At 47.1% G+C, this 15,829-nt stretch carries 16 protein-coding genes; 6 read left to right on the plus strand and 10 right to left on the minus strand.

The window, feature by feature from the left end:
• Positions 1–215 precede the first annotated feature (215 nt).
• The 5 genes from BMY60_RS06410 (at position 216) to BMY60_RS06430 (ending at position 5,763) form a co-directional block, all read left to right on the plus strand.
• On the plus strand, positions 216–1,031 hold the full coding sequence (locus BMY60_RS06410) for a Crp/Fnr family transcriptional regulator (RefSeq protein ID WP_090332271.1): 816 nt from the start codon (positions 216–218) through the stop codon (positions 1,029–1,031).
• A gap of 415 nt (positions 1,032–1,446) precedes the next feature.
• Positions 1,447–1,824: a VOC family protein gene (locus BMY60_RS06415; protein WP_090332273.1), complete on the plus strand. Its 378-nt coding sequence runs from the start codon at positions 1,447–1,449 to the stop codon at positions 1,822–1,824.
• Complete coding sequence (locus BMY60_RS06420; protein ID WP_090332275.1) at positions 1,811–3,892, plus strand: TonB-dependent receptor family protein; 2,082 nt, start codon at positions 1,811–1,813, stop codon at positions 3,890–3,892. Before BMY60_RS06415 ends, BMY60_RS06420 begins: the two co-directional genes overlap by 14 nt.
• Before the next feature lie 98 nt (positions 3,893–3,990).
• A complete protein-coding gene (locus tag BMY60_RS06425) occupies positions 3,991–5,151 on the plus strand; it encodes a PQQ-dependent sugar dehydrogenase (RefSeq protein WP_090332276.1) in 1,161 nt (386 codons plus the stop codon).
• A 12-nt stretch (positions 5,152–5,163) separates the two neighbouring features.
• The gene (locus BMY60_RS06430; protein WP_090332278.1) at positions 5,164–5,763 is read left to right on the plus strand and encodes a DUF938 domain-containing protein; all 600 of its coding nucleotides are present in this window, start codon (positions 5,164–5,166) and stop codon (positions 5,761–5,763) included.
• Positions 5,764–5,769: 6 nt separating this feature from the next.
• Here the strand turns inward: BMY60_RS06430 and BMY60_RS06435 are convergent, their stop codons facing one another.
• The 10 genes from BMY60_RS06435 to BMY60_RS06480 form a co-directional block, all read right to left on the minus strand.
• Positions 5,770–6,180 (minus strand): hypothetical protein, encoded by a 411-nt coding sequence (locus BMY60_RS06435; RefSeq protein WP_090332279.1) that lies wholly within the window; start codon positions 6,178–6,180, stop codon positions 5,770–5,772.
• Entirely contained in the window at positions 6,177–6,527 is a 351-nt protein-coding gene (locus BMY60_RS06440) for a LamG-like jellyroll fold domain-containing protein (protein ID WP_177166604.1), read from the minus strand. Before BMY60_RS06440 ends, BMY60_RS06435 begins: the two co-directional genes overlap by 4 nt.
• Positions 6,494–6,793 (minus strand): hypothetical protein, encoded by a 300-nt coding sequence (locus tag BMY60_RS06445; RefSeq protein ID WP_090332282.1) that lies wholly within the window; start codon positions 6,791–6,793, stop codon positions 6,494–6,496. Before BMY60_RS06445 ends, BMY60_RS06440 begins: the two co-directional genes overlap by 34 nt.
• A 230-nt stretch (positions 6,794–7,023) precedes the next feature.
• Positions 7,024–9,417 (minus strand): DNA internalization-related competence protein ComEC/Rec2, encoded by a 2,394-nt coding sequence (locus tag BMY60_RS06450; RefSeq protein WP_090332285.1) that lies wholly within the window; start codon positions 9,415–9,417, stop codon positions 7,024–7,026.
• Positions 9,418–9,479: 62 nt separating this feature from the next.
• Positions 9,480–10,589: an AmmeMemoRadiSam system radical SAM enzyme gene (amrS, locus tag BMY60_RS06455; RefSeq protein WP_090332286.1), complete on the minus strand. Its 1,110-nt coding sequence runs from the start codon at positions 10,587–10,589 to the stop codon at positions 9,480–9,482.
• Entirely contained in the window at positions 10,582–11,181 is a 600-nt protein-coding gene (gene amrA, locus BMY60_RS06460) for an AmmeMemoRadiSam system protein A (RefSeq protein WP_090332288.1), read from the minus strand. Before amrA ends, amrS begins: the two co-directional genes overlap by 8 nt.
• Positions 11,182–11,197: 16 nt before the next feature.
• Positions 11,198–12,001, minus strand: coding sequence for an AmmeMemoRadiSam system protein B (amrB, locus tag BMY60_RS06465; RefSeq protein ID WP_090332290.1), 804 nt, complete (start codon positions 11,999–12,001; stop codon positions 11,198–11,200).
• A gap of 106 nt (positions 12,002–12,107) precedes the next feature.
• The gene (locus tag BMY60_RS06470; protein WP_090332291.1) at positions 12,108–12,308 is read right to left on the minus strand and encodes a hypothetical protein; all 201 of its coding nucleotides are present in this window, start codon (positions 12,306–12,308) and stop codon (positions 12,108–12,110) included.
• Between the two features lie 143 nt (positions 12,309–12,451).
• Positions 12,452–13,591, minus strand: a complete 1,140-nt coding sequence (locus tag BMY60_RS06475) for a PilT/PilU family type 4a pilus ATPase (RefSeq protein ID WP_090332293.1) — start codon at positions 13,589–13,591, stop codon at positions 12,452–12,454.
• Positions 13,592–13,614: 23 nt separating this feature from the next.
• On the minus strand, positions 13,615–14,655 hold the full coding sequence (locus BMY60_RS06480; protein ID WP_090332294.1) for a type IV pilus twitching motility protein PilT: 1,041 nt from the start codon (positions 14,653–14,655) through the stop codon (positions 13,615–13,617).
• A 272-nt stretch (positions 14,656–14,927) separates the two neighbouring features.
• Between BMY60_RS06480 and BMY60_RS06485 the strand changes: the two genes are divergently transcribed.
• Positions 14,928–15,758 carry an inositol monophosphatase family protein gene (locus tag BMY60_RS06485; RefSeq protein WP_090332296.1) on the plus strand — a complete coding sequence of 277 codons (831 nt, stop codon included), beginning with the start codon at positions 14,928–14,930 and terminating at the stop codon, positions 15,756–15,758.
• Positions 15,759–15,829 lie beyond the last annotated feature (71 nt).

Raw genomic sequence — 15,829 nt, forward strand, 5'->3', positions numbered from 1 at the left:
GCCTTGCGGGCAAATTGCTCCAATTCCTTTTTATTCATCGTCTATCCTTTTAAAAATCTAATGATAGACATTTACACAGTTAGTGGGACAGTCTCTCCTTCTATCTTTTTATCAATAAACTATGTATAGTTCTTAGTTCCTTATTTTTATCCCGCACTTCTCAAAAAAGCTCCTGAAAATACAATCTTTTTTATCTTACGCGGCGAGGTGTTTCTATGAAGTCTCCAAACTTAATAGATAGTGAACTGTTAAATAAAGACGTTCCTCCACTGATAAGAAAGTTTAATTTTGTACAGCCGCTCAATATGGAAGAGATCAAGGCTCTGATGAAGATGCATGATAATTCGCATTTTATTGACGAAAGTACGGTTTTTTTAAACCATGGGGATGTACATAAAAAATGCTTTATCGTGACTAAAGGCTGGGCATATCGTTTCAATGACTTAAGTAACGGAAGCCGCCAGATAATTAATTTTTATTTGCCAGGCGATATTATCAGTCCTTTTGCCGTGGTAATACCGAGAACAACCTATTCTGTTGCGAGCATTACACGTCTGGAAGTAAGTGAATTTAAACCTGAATATTTGGTCGAACTGGTTACCACCCAGCCTAAGTTAGGTTTGCTTTATGGATGGCTGCTGGGCCGTGATGATTCGATAGTTGCGGAACAAGTGGTTCGTGTTGGCCGGCGCTCTGCATACAAACGTACCGCACATCTGCTGCTAGAGCTATTCCATCGATTAAAAATTATCGACGAAACAGAAAATAACGCTTTCTCGATGCCACTTGCACAACACTTTTTGGCCGATACGCTGGGCCTGAGTCTCGTCCATATGAACAGAACTTTAAAAAAACTGCGAATGGACAAACTCATCAATGCGACTTCAAATGAAATTATTTTATTGGATATTGATAAACTCAAAGAAATTGCAGAATATGAGGCATACTATCTGGAGCAGATAAAAAATCTTTCCACTATCATTGAAAATCACACCGCCAGCAATAATCAACAAACCCCTAATGTTGCATAACAACCGCCTATAGTTATTACGGAATAAGTACTCTGTCCATGTGATTTTCCGGTACAGAGCGCTACCGTGGTGATATGTTTGTATAGAGAATTTTTGAACATGTATGCTATGGTTAGATCAACGCCTTGTGCTGCGGATGTGGTTTTGAGGTCTTCGGACCGGGATTTGAATTCCGGTGAATGATTTCTGCGTTTCTTGCTCATTTTCTGTACTCCTGTTCTAAAAATAATCATACAGAAAACAACTCCTTAACTTACCCATTACAGCGTCCAAATAACCGGGGCCACTTCTGTATGCGGTAAATCTCGGTTCGACAAATCTACCAAGCTAATATGACAGGAGTGTTACATCACAATGAATAATTCACATTCGTTATACTGTCGGAACAATCATTAAAGTAAAAGGAAATAACATTATGTCCATTACATTGAATCACACGATTATCCCCGCGCACGATAAAGAAAAAAGCGCGCGGTTTTATGCGCGCATTTTCGGCTTCGAATATATCGGTTCCTTTGCTTCGTTTTATGTCGTGCGCGTCAACGATACGTTATGTCTAGATTTTGCCAATCGCGATACATTTGAATCGCACCATTATGCTTTCAAGGTATCAGAGGCGGAATTCGATCAAATTTTTGATCGTATCCAAAGTGAAAATATCACTTATGGCAGCGGTCCTTTTGAACCTGATAACATGCGCATCAACCACAATTACGGTGGCAGAGGTGTTTATTTCAGAGACGAAAATGGGCATTTGCTCGAAATGTTGACGGCTGATTATGAAATGGAATAATTGTCCCTGTACGATTAATACAATCAGAACGATAACGTTATTTCTGATCGCGCTGCCTGTTTCTGCGCAAGCGCCCGCAGCAAAACAGACAATCACCCTTAACCCGATCAACGTCACGGCCACCCGCAGCGAACGTTCAATCCAGGAAATTCCTAATGCGATCTCACAATTTGACCGTTATCCGCAACAACGTTTCCAGCCTGGCGTAACGCTTGACGAATTTGCACGCAACGTCCCCGGTGTTTTTTTTCAAAACCAGGCTAATTTTGCACAGGATTTACGCATTTCAATCCGCGGTTTCGGCGCACGTTCGGCATTCGGCGTACGCGGCATTCAGATGCGCGTTGACGGCATTCCGCAAACATTACCGGATGGGCAGACACAGCTCGACTCAATCGACCCGTCATTGATTGAACAAATGGAAATCGTACGCGGTCCGCTGGCGTCATTGTACGGCAATGCATCCGGCGGCATGATCGGCATGACGACGCGCGCAGCGCCGCAGGAACGTTTTATGGTGTCGCCACGCCAGGTTTTTGGCCAGTACGGTCTGTTCAAGTCCGAACTGTTTGCCGGCGGACGGCATGAACGGTTTGACTACACAGTATTCGGTTCCCATCTGCAGCAGAATGGCTGGCGCGATCACAGCAATGTCCAGAACTACTTTTCTCAGGCCAGATTGAATTTTAGAATCAATGACGATTCGGATCTGATGCTGCTGTTCCGTAAATTTTATTCACCCGAAGCCAGGGACCCTGGCGGCCTGACGCACGAGCAGGTACGCGATAATCCACGCCAGGCATCCACGAGAAATACACGATTCAATGCTGGTGAAGAAGTCGATCAGGAGCAAATGGGCATACGCCTTCGCAAAAAACCAACCGCGAACCAGGAATTGTCGGTTACAGCGCATATGCTGCACCGTGATTTTCAGAACCGGCTGCCGTTTTTTGACGGCGGTCAGGTGCAGTTTGACCGCCTAGTCGGCGGTATAGCAATACAATATCGGCATGATCACCGTCTGTTCGACCGCCCCAATCGCCTGATCATCGGTGTCGATTATGGTATTCAGAATGATGATCGGCAGCGATTCAATAACGACGATGGCAAACGCGGTGCATTGACACTGAATCAAATTGAACGTGTGCAGAATGTCGGACCTTTTTTTCGTAATGAATGGCGCATGCATGACAGGCTCGATCTTGTTGCTGGCGGGCGCTGGGACTGGCTTCATTTTCAGGTGAAAGACGCTTATCGCACAGATGGCGACCAGTCCGGCGAAAAAACATTTTCTCAAGGCAGCGGCACCGTCGGATTGGTATATCATCTGGACCGGCAACATCAGGTTTATACCAATGTCGCTACAATCTTTGAAACACCAACGACTACAGAGCTGGTCAATAATCCAGCCGGCCGCGGCGGATTCAACCCTGGCTTAAAGCCGCAGACTTCGCTCAGCCAAGAACTTGGCATACGTGGTCTGATACGGGGATTTCGGTATGAATCCGCATTGTTTTATATTTATTCGTGGAATGAGATTCTGCCGTTTGAATTGCTGCAGGCGCCGGGGCGCGCTTTCTTTCGCAATACCGGTGAATCCAGCCGGCTGGGAGTGGAAACGCGGCTGGCCACACCCGAATGGTACGGGCTTCGTAGTGAGATCAGTTATACCTATTCAGATTTTGAGTTTCAGAAATACACTGTAGACGCTGTCAGTTTGCGTGACAATGCCTTTCCAGGCATACCGCAGCATCGCTGGGAGGGCCTGCTGCGGTATGCGCATACGCTTGGATTTTTCGGGCAGATCCATGTACAGCATATAGGCGCATTTTTTGTCAACGACACCAATTCGGTCGCCAATAATGCCTATACTCTCGGGCAACTGCTGTTCGGTTGGAGTACTCGCTTGCGCTGGCTTGAAGGCAGTATTTTTGCGGGTGTCAGTAACCTGTTCGATGAACGCTATAATGCCAACACCCGCATTAATGCAGCGTTCGGCCGCTATTTCGAACCCGGGGCCCCTGTCAATATGTTTGGCGGCATCAGATTGCGTATTATGCCATTCTGATCAACAACCAACCCAGGGATTGATCGACACAACTATTGAGACAGTCACGCAACGATGATACATTGCGTTCAATACGTTATTAATCCCGAGGAGAAGAAATGGCATATTCATTTTCGTTGAATACACGTCTTCATAACACGATAACTGGTTTACTGGCAGTCTTGTTGTATAGCTGCCTGCTGACACCCGCAGCCTACGCCCAGCGTATTCAAACGGACTTTGATGTCAAGCTGCTTGCGCGAGGACTCAGTCATCCGTGGGGAATGGCTTTTCTCCCCGATGGCAGAATACTGGTTACAGAACGTGTCGGCCGTTTACGTATCGTCACGCCAGACGGGCGGATATCCGGACCGGTTAGCAATGTGCCGGCGGTGTACCACAAAAAACAGGGAGGACTGCTCGATGTCGCGCTTGACCCCGATTTTGCTGCCAACCGGCTGGTTTATCTGTCCTATGCCGAACCTGTCGGTACCTCCGACGGCACTATCGCCAGCACTGCTGTCGCGCGCGCCGAGCTGGACGGCAATAGCCTAAAAAATCTAAAAGTCATCTTCCGCCAGAATCCCAAGACTGACGGCGGGCAGCATTTTGGCTCACGGCTCGTGTTCGCACCAGACGGCAACCTGTTTATCACACTCGGCGATCGCGGCAATTATAAAGAAGAAGCTCAGAATATTGACAATCATATCGGCGCCATTATCCGCATCCGCCCTGACGGCTCTGTTCCGGAAGATAATCCTTTTGTAAAAAATAACAAGGCGAAACCAGAAATCTGGTCGTATGGTCACCGCAGCGTCCAGGGCGCAGCGATACATCCGAAAACCGGCGAATTATGGATTCATGAACACGGCCCGCGCGGTGGCGATGAAATCAATATTCCCGAACCCGGAAAAAACTATGGCTGGCCGAACGCCAGCTATGGCACGCACTATTCAATGATACCGATCAAAGATGAGCATGCCGAGCAGGGTTATGAAGAGCCGATTTATTACTGGACGCCATCGGTCGCGCCTTCCGGCATGCTGTTTTATACCGGCGGCCTGTTTCCGGGGTGGCGCAACAACCTGTTTGTCGGCACATTGGCCGGTCAGCATTTGATCAGGTTATCGGTCAGCAGCGATAAAGTACTGACTGAAGAACAGTTGCTGAAAAACACCCTGCGTTTTCGTGACGTGGAACAAGGACCCGATGGCGCCATTTATTTATTGACTGATGAAAATGACGGCAAAATCCTGAAGCTGCTGCCAACGGCAGAATAATCATTTCAACCCGTGCAAACTGCTTTTTCTGAAGCGGCGGAACGTAATAAGCGGCCAATTCTGAAAAAACTTCATGCTCTGCTGGCTTCGAGCAAATCCGTGCTGGAGATAGGCAGCGGTACCGGTCAACATGCGGTTTACTTCGCGCCCGCTCTGCCCCATCTGGTCTGGCAGCCTTCTGAGCTGCCAGACAAACTGCCCATGCTGTTGCGTCAATGCCTGCTCCATCCATCAGAAAATCTGGCCAGACCCATTATATTGGATATTGACAATGACGTTTGGACCTCTGTTGAGGCAGACACCGTATTTACGGCCAATACACTGCATATCATCCATTGGCGACAGGTATGCAGGCTGTTTGCACGGGTCGGCGCATTGCTTCCTTCGAATGGGATTTTCTGCGCCTATGGCCCATTTAATATGGACGGCCGCTACACCAGCGAAAGCAATGCGCAATTTGACATTTGGCTCAGGAACCGTGACCACCAAAGCGGTATTCGCGACATTGGCGATCTACAATACCAGGCTGAGCAAAACGGCTTAGGACTACAAGAGAACAATGCAATGCCATCCAATAATCGCTTGCTTGTCTGGCGCAAGCTGGCAAATTAAACTGCATTAATCCCGCTGTTCAGCCTGTTTTAGCGAAAATGTCAGAGGACTTGCGCCGACAATTGACTCTAAAATAGCGTTGTAACGTGTAACGCCACCAAAGATATCGGATACATTGACGCAAGGTAAACTTACAGTACTATTGTCAGAATAGACTGCAGTGCAGCTATTGTTATTTACCTGCGACACGCTGATTTGCCGCGCTGCAATGAGTCTGAATGACGGTGAACCGCCTGACGATACAAGCTGAAGTGCAGCTTCGCACATGCTGACAACACCAAATTCATTGGTAAGTTTGACGCAAGGAATAAACAGCGCTCCATCTGCGGAAAAATTTGCGGTACAGCGCTCGAAGGGATTACTGCTGATCTCCTGAACATCATCCATGGTCAGTTCAGTATCGTACAGTCTGATCAACGCAACCCGTCCATCTGAGAATTCGGAGCCGTTATCAACAAAAAATGAACCAACTGGTCCGGGTTGTTTGTATAGGTATTAAAGTCCATCGATGTGGACGTACCTTGAAATTGTAATACACCGTTTAGATAGACCGAAACAATTTCATCGTTATTATGCGTTAACACAACATGGTGATAGGTATCATAACTGAACGCATCATTTGCAGTTAAATCCGGATAAACCGTAAGCCGGTCCTCGGGATCGACATAAAATGCGTTGTCGCTCCGACAATTTGAAACACCAAAGATAATTTTGTACCTATCAGAATCCGTTACGCCCGTTTCAAACTGAAACACCAGCTCCACTGAGTAGGTGCCCTGTTTCCCAGGACATTTCTTGAATGCAGAAGTAATCCTGCCTGTTCATCGAATATCATGTCGGTCAAAAAACTGTTCTCAGACAATGGGTCAATGGGTGTAATCGCAACGACATCCTTTTCTTGCGCGTTAAAGGAATTATCAAATGTATACGTTGCCACAGGTGTCGGCGCCGCAAACGCTGTTGCGGCAAAAAACATACCGAGGTACAGATAACTAATAACACCTGCTATATATAGATCTCGTGTATTCATATTATTTTTCTCATTATTGGATTAACAAATCTGGCATGAAAAGCAAAATTTTTGTCTTTGTACAGTTTTCCTTTACACAGAAAATCATTACTTAACTCATAACATCATGAAATTATATTATAATTTCTATCCTGCCAAGTGAAATTACTGGTTATCAGACTGCCCGTCAAGAAGAATTTAATTACACGTGAACGGACTATAAACTGCCAGATCCGTTTGGCATAATGGCGTTAAAATTTTTGCTGCCAATAACGCGGACGTAACTGCCGCCAGCCACCGACAAAAAACCCTGCCGGTTCGAAACGAATCAGTATCGCGCCATGCCGGTCACTGCGCAACAGCAGACTTCCCTGTTCGCGGTAACGCTCTGTAACGGCTGCTCTGGGATGATCGAAACGGTTACGGTAGCCAACGGTGAAAACGGTAACTGCCGGATTCACTTGCTTTATGAAGGTTTCACTTGAAGAAGTCAAACTGCCGTGATGCGGCGCGATCAGCACCGTGGATAATAATTTCTCATGATGCGCGTCTATTAATTTTCGCTCAGCAGCACGGCCGATATCGGCGGGTATGAGTACGCTGCCGGTTGCAGTCGTAATTTTCAACACGCAACTGCTCGCATTGGTCTTGCGCGACGGTTTCTGATAAAGATCAGCGTCCGGATACAGGATTTCAAAAGCGACACCGTCCCAATGCCAGGACTGCCCCTGAACGCACAACGCGCTCTGATAGGCAGTCTGCGAAACGGGATGATTCATATCCAGTGATGAAAGCAGTATTTTGACATCCAAGGCATTGAGCACCGATAACGCGCCGCCGCTATGATCAGAATCGGCGTGCGAGATAATCATTTTATCCAGCTTGCCGATTCCCCGTGCACGCAGGAACGGTATGACAACGCGTTCGCCGCTGTCACTTTCAGCATAGGCCGGACCACTGTCGAACAGCAGCGCATGGCGTTGCGTTTGCGCCACCACTGCCAGCCCCTGGCCGACATCAAGAACCGTCAGCCAAAGCGCGCCTTCGGACGGCCTGGACGGCAGCACCAGAAACAATGGCAACAGTGCAACTACGCCAAGCCAGCGAGCCGGAAACCCAGAAAAAAAATTCAATCCCAAACCACCCGGCAGCAGCAACCAGACAATACCAATGACGGCAACGGCTATCGTCCACATTGGCGGCGCATGTTGCTGCCAGACTGGTTGCGGCAATTCATTCAACCCTTGAAGAAAAGCCATTACAACGCTTAATAAACCGTGCGCCAGTGGTAACAAAAATTCGCATAACGGAATCATGGATAGGAGCGTAAGCGGCACGACCAAGAGACTCACCAGTGGAATTGCGACCGCGTTGGCGACTGGCGATACCAGTGATACCTGTTGAAACAGCGCCAGCAATAACGGAACCAATCCCAGAGTTATTGCCCATTGCACGCGTATCCAGCCAACAAGCCAATGCGGTGTGCCAATACGGCCGACAGTGACCAGCATAATAACGCCGATTGCACCAAAGGAAAGCCAGAATCCTGCTGACAACACTGACCATGGATCAATAATGACAACCAGGAGCAGCGCCCAGGCCAGAATCATCGAGGGCGCTGTCATACGACCAGACCAAATCGCCGCAGCCACGACGGCCAGCATAAAAAATGCACGTTGCGCCGGAATCGCAAAACCGGAGAGCAATGCATACACACCCGCCGCCAACAAGCCTGCACTAACCGCCATCCGCCGTGCAGGCATATGCAATAACAGGCTCGCGCTTTGACGCCATATTCTGAAAACCAGAAAATACATTATACTGGCAACCAGCGTAATATGTAATCCGGATATGGCCATTAAATGATTGGTGCCGGTACGTGTAAATATCTGCCACTGGCCGGAAGGTATTGCGCGTTGATCGCCAGTTGCCAACGTCATGAGAACACCCGCATAGCTTTTACCGTCAAGTCTCGAATCAAACCGCTGTTGTATCTGCTGACGCTGTGCCGCAATCCAGTATGCAGGCCTGTTGACCCGGGCGTTTAGCAGCAAATTATCCGGCGCTCGCCGCACATAGCCTACGGCACGGATGTTACGTTCCAGCGCCCAGGCTTCATAATCAAAACCGTGCGGGTTGGCTTGACTGTGCGGACGTTTTAAGCGTACCGTCATTTGCCAGCGTTCGCCGGCACGAACAGATGGCAATGGCGGTACATTATGTTTATCATTTTGTTCGCGCTCAGAATACCAGGACAACGAAATACGTTGAGGTACATGCGCTTGGGGAGTGAGTACCTGTTCGACTTCGAACTGAAACCGCACGCGGCCGATTGTGTACTGCGGCAAATCCGAAATCACACCAATTATCTGGATATCCCTGCCTTCCCACGCTTCCGGCAAGGTATCGGCAAGACGCCAGTGCGCCATACCAGCCGCCCAGAAATATCCTCCGCCGAACAAAAGCAATAAAAACAAAAATCGGCTGACCGCCAGCAATACGGTTTTCTGACCACGCCAACATGACACACAAGCAATCAATAACAGCGGCAGAATCAGCGCATTTTGCAATGCCGGCAGTTCAGCCTGCCATTGCAGCAGGCTGGCACCTGAAACAAACACCAGAATACCAAGCCGTATTGGCACTGACTATTTGTTACAATTCGTTAACTGGGCATAGATAATTTGTGTTGCACACCGACCTTTGTTTAAAGGTGTGCATGAATTCTGGATTGAATATCGACCGGAATGCGGTGTCGCCCAAAACCACCGTTAAAGCGCTCAAAACAACCGGCAATCTGCTCGCCACACTGTAAACAACATCCATTATCGTTCAGATGATAATGTTCTATCTCATACCAGTCACGCGCAATAGCTTCATGACCGCATGACGGACAACAGGTTGCATCACCTTCTCGGTAATGTACGTTGCCTGTATAAACATAGCGTAGGCCTGCATCAAGCGCAACCTGTCGCGCCCGAATCAATGTTGACGCCGGCGTGGATGAAACCGCAGTCATTTTATAATCCGGATGGAATGCGCTGAAATGCAAGGGAATATCAGTGCCAAGCTCTTTAGCTATCCAAGTACACATGGCTTCTATTTCATGCGCGGAGTCGTTGAGTTTGGGAATCAACAATGTTGTCAGCTCAAACCAGACTTCTGTTTCCTGCTTCAGATATTTTAGCGTATCCAGCACAGGTTGCAGATGGGCACCGGTTTGCTTGACATAAAAGGCTTCAGTAAACGCTTTCAAATCAATGTTTGCAGCATCCATTTTGGCAAAAAATTCACGGCGCGGCTCTGAATGTATATAACCTGCTGTTACTGCAACCGTTTTTATACCTTTCACATGACAGGAATCCGCTACATCCATCGCATATTCGGCAAAAATTACAGGATCGTTGTAGGTAAATGCGATACTTTTACAGCCAAGTGAAACCGCCACATCAGCGATTTCCTCTGGGCCGGCCTTAGCTGCCAGTTTGTCAAAACTGCGTGATTTGGAAATATCCCAGTTCTGACAGAATTTACATGCCAGATTACAACCTGCTGTACCGAATGACAAAATACTGCTGCCCGGATAAAAATGATTGAGTGGCTTTTTTTCAATCGGATCTATACAAAAACCGGATGATCTCCCGTAAGTGGTTAACACCATGGCATTTCCGATACGACCACGCACAAAACACGCTCCGCGCTGCCCGTCATGCAGCTTACAGTCACGCGGACAAAGATCACATTGCATACGGCCGTCTTCTAAGATATGCCAGTATTTTGCCGGATACTGTTCTTCGGTACTAATCGGTTCATCCATCGTTTCTTTCCTCTACAAAATCCGTTTCACGCCATTTTTGAACGGTATAACGCGACAAACGAATCGCATCATCCCAAAAAACGGCATCCAGTCCCGCTTTGACTTTTAACCGTGCCAGAAATTCGCACGGTTGCGGCAGACTGCCCCATACTTGTGGCAAAAAAGTACTGCGATACGCACCCCAAGTTAGCATAACGCCGTCAATACCTGGACGTAATTGTGATAAAGCGTCCTTTTCGTTGACAAACGTAAGTGGTTGCAGTGCAGACAACAATGAAATCTCCACATTGATTGACACAAGTTCCCGCGCTGATACAGGTGAAAACCGTTGATCGTAAAGTGCGGCTGCAACGGCATTGCCACGTACATTCTCGAGTAGCGACTGACGTGCCTGTATGGAACCGATACAGCCACGCAATTGATGTTGTTGCGTCAGTGTCACAAAAGTTGCGCCCGGCTTGGTCAACCATTGTGCCGTGGTGTCTATTGTGACAGCTTTCGCAGCGTCTATCTGCAACGCATCTGCAATTGAAGTCCGTGCAATAGCTAACAGTACTTTCCCAAACTTGTTTTGATTAACGTTCGGTACCATTTTGTTCAGCCGTCCGTCAATTTTGACAAAATGCTATCGCAGCATAGCCTACAACCTGATCACGTGAACCTGCCGTATCACCTGAATTACGTAAATCAAGCAAGCATGGCTTTAACTGGTGTTTCCGGGCGGCCACAATCAGTCCGTTCACAGGCGTACCGCCACAGGCCCGATCATGTGCAATCGGCTGCCTAAGTTGTAAAATGGATTGTACGGTCGCATTATCAACTTGTTGCGCCACTATATAAGGCAGATAATGCGAAAGATCGGAACTGACCACAATAAGCGTCTCGTCATCGCCCCATACCCGATCAAGCACTTCGTCAACTTCTTCAGCCGAAGCCGTGCCTACAACAAGAGGCAATACTTTAAACGACGCTAGCACTTGTTGCAAAAAAGGTAATTGGACTTCGAGTGAATGTTCAAACACGTGTGCATCGAAATTGGCGATTACTTGCGGCAAATCCGAAACTGCACGCGCCGCTTCAACATCTACTTGCACAACACCCAGTGGCGTATCAAAGTATTCTACGTCAGGCAGTGTCAAGCCATGAATCAATACACGATGTGCTGGACCCAGCAACACGACACGTTTAACAGATTCCGCCACTGTAAGTAACGTACGATAGGCCGTCGCGGCAATTGCCCCAGAATAGACATATCCGGCATGTGGCACAATTAACGCTTTCGGCGTCAAGGCGTATTGTTCCGCACCTTTTAGCAATCTTTGAATATCCTGTGATAACCGGCACGCATCGGCTGGATAAAACAGGCCAGCCACGGCAGGCTGGCGAACGGAAAGAGAATGAATCCTGGTCATTGTGCTGCTACTTGTTAATCAGACTTGATTACAACGTAAGGATTAATCGGCAAGAATCAAGTTAACCAGCTGTTTAAGTGCCGATACAATATTGAATCTGTACAAATTATGACAATTTGTGATGCCGCAAATGCAATCCATGGTGCACTAACGCCGCTTCAACGTGCGTAAATTCTTTGATTGATTGCTGGCTGTCCGTCCATAATTGCCGCAAACGGGTTATAACCATTGCATCACTATTCACATGATCAGACAAATACCCCAATTCTTTTGCTGCGCGCAAAGCCGACGGTGACAATGGCGGCATAGCCTTGTACCAGTATCCCGCAATTCGCGTAGAAAAATCTGTGTCGTTACCTTGCCTATACCTTTTCCCAAGACCATAATCCACCTTTCAAGATCCCGCGCATCCATTGCCTGGACATGTAACTGATTAAATCACCAGCATAATCATTCCTGAATGGCCAAATGTGCTATGCCCGCTGTTAAATCCGCATCTTTGGCTTCTTTTCCTTCCAGCTTGATTTGCAAACGTAATTCATTCATGGAATCAGCATTTCTTAGAGCATCCTCATAACTAATCAGGTCGCTTTCAAATAATTCGAATAATGCCATATCAAATGTCTGCATGCCTAATTCGCGTGATTTCTTCATTATTTCCTTAATTTCATGCACATCCCCCTTGAAAATCAGATCAGAAATCAATGGAGAATTTAACATAATTTCAATTGCGGCCACCCGTCCCTTTCCATCTTTTTTAGGAATCAAACGCTGAGCAACCAGACCGCGCAAGTTGAGCGACAAATCCATGAGTAACTGCGCGCGACGTTCTTCCGGAAAAAAGTTGATAATTCGATCAAGCGCCTGATTGGCACTGTTAGCATGCAGCGTGCCCATACATAAGTGGCCCGTTTCAGCAAATGCAATAGCATGTTCCATGGTTTCCCGATCACGGATCTCGCCGATCAAAATAACATCCGGAGCCTGCCGCAGTGTATTTTTTAGCGCTGCCTCCCAGGATTCAGTATCGACACCCACTTCACGTTGTGTAACCACACAGTTGATATGTTCATGGACATATTCCACCGGGTCTTCAATGGTAATGATATGGCCGAAACTATTTTTGTTACGGTGACCGATCAGCGCAGCCATTGAAGTTGACTTACCAGAACCGGTACCGCCGACGAAGATGACCAGACCTCTTTTATTCATCACCACTTCCTTGAGTACAGGTGGCAGCTTAAGTTCATCAAAGTCGGGAATTGTTGTTGTAATGGTACGCAGCACCAATCCAACTCTTTGCTGCTGAACGAACGTATTGACACGAAAACGCCCGATGCCGGCAGGATTGATGGCAAAGTTGCATTCCTTGGTTTGCTCAAACTCAGTCGCCTGCTTTTCATTCATAATCGCATGTGCTAAAGCTACGGTATGTTGCGATGATAATGCTTGTTGTGAAACAGGCGTCATTTTTCCATCGACTTTAAAAGCCGGCGGGAATCCAGCTGTAATGAATAAGTCCGATGCTTCTTTACTAAGCATCAAACGTAGCAGATCGTGCATAAATTTTGTGGCTTGTGCTTTATCCATTTTTTATTCCTGAGTTACCAGCCTTATCTGAAGTTATCTTTATTAGCTGCTTTCATACGCGCTTCTGCCATTGTTACAACATTGCGCCTGACCAGTTCGGTCAGATTCTGATCCAATGTCCGCATACCCACACTCTGTCCGGTTTGTATTGCAGAATACATTTGCGCAACTTTGGCTTCACGGATCAAATTACGAATTGCGGGGGTGCCAACCATAATTTCGTGTGCGGCTACCCGCCCGTTACCTTCTTTTGTTTTAAGTAATGTTTGCGATATCACCGCCCTTAAAGATTCTGATAACATTGCACGGATCATTTCTTTTTCTTCGGCCGGAAACACGTCAATAATACGGTCTATGGTTTTCGCAGCGGAACTGGTATGGAGGGTACCGAAGACAAGGTGACCGGTTTCTGCAGCTGTCATTGCCAAACGTATCGTTTCCAGGTCACGCATTTCACCCACCAGAATAATATCCGGATCTTCACGCAGAGCTGAGCGTAATGCATTCTCGAAGCTGTGTGTATCGCGCCCGACTTCGCGCTGATTAATCAGACATTTTTTACTTTCATGAACAAATTCAATTGGGTCTTCAAGTGTCAGGATATGCCCAAAGTCGTTTTCATTAATGTGGTTGATCATTGCTGCCAACGTAGTCGATTTACCCGACCCAGTCGGCCCGGTCACCAGAACAACGCCACGGGGCTGTTGAGCGATTTCCGCAAAAATTTTGGGAGCATTCAGTTCTTCAAGCGTGAGTACTTTAGATGGAATAGTGCGCATAACTGCAGCTGCACCACGCTGTGTATTGAAAGCATTCACACGGAAGCGGGCAAGATTCGGCACCTCAAATGAAAAATCGCACTCGAGATTTTCTTCATAATATTTTCTCTGCCCATCATTCATAATGTCGTAAACCATGCTGTGGACTTCTTTATGTTCCATCTCAGGCAGATTGATTCGCTTGACTTCGCCATTGACACGGATCATCGGCGGCATCCCAGCGGATAAATGCAAATCGGAAGCTTTGTTTTTAACCACAAATGCGAGCAGTTCTACAATATTCATGCATATTCCTCAATGATTTTTCATGTTTTCTCGAGTTTTAAGACATCTGCGCAACCAGGTAACAGGTTGAACAAGACAGGCTTGTTTTTCTTCTCTACGGTTAAATCACAAAGAAATTGAATATTCATAAGACATGGCTGGCACATGAATCGATTTGTTATTTGCTGTTCTATTCGCTTTTAGTTCAAACCGTATGTACACTTTACTTCATGCACAGACCCGATTCATATTAGAATTACGCCTTTTTAGTTAGGCATTAGGATCCGAACGCTATGCACCCGATGTTAAATATTGCAATCAAAGCCGCACGTCGAGCAGGTGACATCATTATCCAGGCATCACGAAATTTGGATTTATTGAATATTTCCAAAAAGTCCCGCAGCGATTATGTCAGTGAAGTTGATGGAGCCGCCGAAGAAGCCATCATTAAAATTCTACACGGCACCTACCCTGATCATGCCATTCTTGCCGAGGAAAGTGGTATCCGTGGAGATATGATGAATGCCGAATTTCAGTGGATTATCGATCCACTGGATGGCACCACAAACTTTTTGCATGGTTTGCCCCACTATGCGGTTTCGATTGCATTAAAACATAAAGGCTTATTAAATAAGGCAGTTGTATACGATCCTAATAACAACGAACTATTTACTGCAAGCAGAGGGGGTGGTGCGTATCTGAATAATCAGCGTTTACGCGTCAGTAAACGTTCACACATGGAGGACTGCCTGATTGGTACCGGTATTCCGTTCAGGGATTTGACACATGTAGAGGCGTATCTAAAAATTTTCAAAGATGTTATTCCGCGCGTAGCAGGCATTCGCCGTCCAGGCTCAGCTTCATTGGATCTTTCTTATGTAGCCGCAGGCCGGTATGACGGTTTTTGGGAAATCGGGCTGGCTCCATGGGATATGGCCGCTGGTTGCCTGCTGATCCAGGAAGCCGGCGGCCTCGTGGGCGATTTGGAAGGCAATGACTCTTATCTGGAGAGCGGCCAAATCCTCGCCGGCAATCCAAAAGTGTTTGCGCAACTGCTCAAGACTATCCAACCACATCTGAGCCAGGCACTCATCGAGAATCATCGTGCTGCACGGAGGCACTGATAATCTACTGAATATAAACAATTAACTTCTCATTACAGCATCATAGCAGGTATTTAGTGTTTCTTTGATGG

The sequence above is a fragment of the Nitrosomonas sp. Nm51 genome, from assembly GCF_900111165.1.
Lineage (GTDB): Bacteria > Pseudomonadota > Gammaproteobacteria > Burkholderiales > Nitrosomonadaceae > Nitrosomonas.

Coding starts and splice junctions, on each gene's coding strand:
- BMY60_RS06445 (WP_090332282.1), bottom strand. CDS start 6,793: ATGAATACACGAGATCTATATATAGCAGGTGTTATTAGTTATCTGTAC.
- BMY60_RS06410 (WP_090332271.1), top strand. CDS start 216: ATGAAGTCTCCAAACTTAATAGATAGTGAACTGTTAAATAAAGACGTT.
- BMY60_RS06425 (WP_090332276.1), top strand. CDS start 3,991: ATGGCATATTCATTTTCGTTGAATACACGTCTTCATAACACGATAACT.
- BMY60_RS06485 (WP_090332296.1), top strand. CDS start 14,928: ATGCACCCGATGTTAAATATTGCAATCAAAGCCGCACGTCGAGCAGGT.
- BMY60_RS06415 (WP_090332273.1), top strand. CDS start 1,447: ATGTCCATTACATTGAATCACACGATTATCCCCGCGCACGATAAAGAA.
- BMY60_RS06480 (WP_090332294.1), bottom strand. CDS start 14,655: ATGAATATTGTAGAACTGCTCGCATTTGTGGTTAAAAACAAAGCTTCC.
- BMY60_RS06420 (WP_090332275.1), top strand. CDS start 1,811: ATGAAATGGAATAATTGTCCCTGTACGATTAATACAATCAGAACGATA.
- amrA (WP_090332288.1), bottom strand. CDS start 11,181: ATGGTACCGAACGTTAATCAAAACAAGTTTGGGAAAGTACTGTTAGCT.
- BMY60_RS06475 (WP_090332293.1), bottom strand. CDS start 13,591: ATGGATAAAGCACAAGCCACAAAATTTATGCACGATCTGCTACGTTTG.
- amrS (WP_090332286.1), bottom strand. CDS start 10,589: ATGGATGAACCGATTAGTACCGAAGAACAGTATCCGGCAAAATACTGG.
- BMY60_RS06470 (WP_090332291.1), bottom strand. CDS start 12,308: ATGCCGCCATTGTCACCGTCGGCTTTGCGCGCAGCAAAAGAATTGGGG.
- amrB (WP_090332290.1), bottom strand. CDS start 12,001: ATGACCAGGATTCATTCTCTTTCCGTTCGCCAGCCTGCCGTGGCTGGC.